Here is a 1,135-nt window from a genome sequence, read left to right on the forward strand (position 1 = left end):
CCGCTCGGACCGATACTGGTCGAGCACACGCACCGGGTGCTCCTGACGAGCTTCTCCGACGCGACCCGTCGAGCCGCGCTCGCCTCGGTCTTGCGGTCATCCCGCAGCGGGGCGATGATCTCATGACAGGCGCGCGTGCGCTCGGGGTCGCGACCGATGTTCGCTCCGATGAGGGTCTGCGAGAGGAACACGTACAGCGAGCGCAGGCCGGCGCTGCCGCTCCACTCGTCGGTGAGCGATGACGACAGTTCCGAGACGATCGCCTGTGCGTGCTGGAGCTGGGCGTTGGCCTCCTCCCAGTCCTCGGAGCGCTGTGCGCTCTCCCCGCGCTCGATGTCGAGCAGGAGACGGTCGTAGAGCATCGTCACCAGGCGCTCGGGCGGTGCGGACAGCACGGCGTCGTCGCGGTAGCGCTGTTGGGCACGCAGGGCGGCGTTCATGCTCACTTCCCCGAGCTCGAGCTCGAGCCCGGCAGGGCGGCGATCTGCGACGACAGGTACGAGGACTGCGACTGCAGCTGCGACAGCATGACCTCGAGACGGGCGTAGGTGCGCTCGAGTCCCGCAGGACGGCGGTGGAGGACGTCGATTCGATCGAGGTGCTCGTGCGCCTGCAGGCGCAGGAGCTCGTGTACCGCTCCGCGCTCGCGGTGAATGCGCGCGTGCTCCAGCCCTCGCTCATGGACTTCCTCCGATGACCGCCGCACTGACCTTCCTCGCCCCGCCGCCCGGACTCGCACCCCACGTCGATTTCGCCTTGACTCCCGTCGACGGTGCCGACGGGCTGTTCTCGCTGCGGGCCGTGGACGACACCGAGCTGCGTCTGTATCTGGTGGATCCTCGAACGGTGCTGAGCGCGTACGCGCCGACCCTCACCGACGAGCAGGCAGACGGTCTGGCGCTCGAATCGCCGGATGACGCGCTGATCCTCGTCGTCGCCCACCCGTCCGCCGAGGGCGTGAGTGTGAACCTCCTCGCCCCCGTGATCGTGAACCAGACGACGGGAGCCGCCTCGCAGGTGATCCTCGAGGATCAGGACTACCCGCTGCGCGCTCCGCTCGGCTGAGCCCGGGGCCTCCGGCGCCTGCGGGGAGCTCCCTCGCGGGACGGCGGCTAATCTGGAGTCGTGATCCTTG

3 protein-coding genes are annotated in these 1,135 nt (G+C 69.3%); 1 reads left to right on the forward strand and 2 read right to left on the reverse strand.

The annotated features are described in order from the left end of the window. On the reverse strand, positions 1-440 hold a 440-nt coding region (fliS, locus tag KZA10_RS15765), incomplete at its 3' end, for a flagellar export chaperone FliS (RefSeq protein WP_256934976.1). Between the two features lie 2 nt (positions 441-442). Then, a complete protein-coding gene (locus KZA10_RS15770) occupies positions 443-706 on the reverse strand; it encodes a hypothetical protein (RefSeq protein ID WP_218683356.1) in 264 nt (87 codons plus the stop codon). Here KZA10_RS15770 and KZA10_RS15775 point away from each other — a divergent pair. Continuing rightward, on the forward strand, positions 694-1,065 hold the full coding sequence (locus KZA10_RS15775) for a flagellar assembly protein FliW (protein WP_141387156.1): 372 nt from the start codon (positions 694-696) through the stop codon (positions 1,063-1,065). The two genes, KZA10_RS15770 and KZA10_RS15775, sit on opposite strands and share 13 nt — an antisense overlap. Positions 1,066-1,135 lie beyond the last annotated feature (70 nt).

This window comes from Microbacterium sp. BF1 (assembly GCF_019279095.1).
Taxonomy (GTDB): Bacteria; Actinomycetota; Actinomycetes; order Actinomycetales; family Microbacteriaceae; genus Microbacterium; species Microbacterium maritypicum.

What these genes read in the sequence shown, in the direction of transcription:
- KZA10_RS15775 (WP_141387156.1), top strand. Translation starts at nt 694, where the DNA reads ATGACCGCCGCACTGACCTTCCTCGCCCCGCCGCCCGGACTCGCACCC.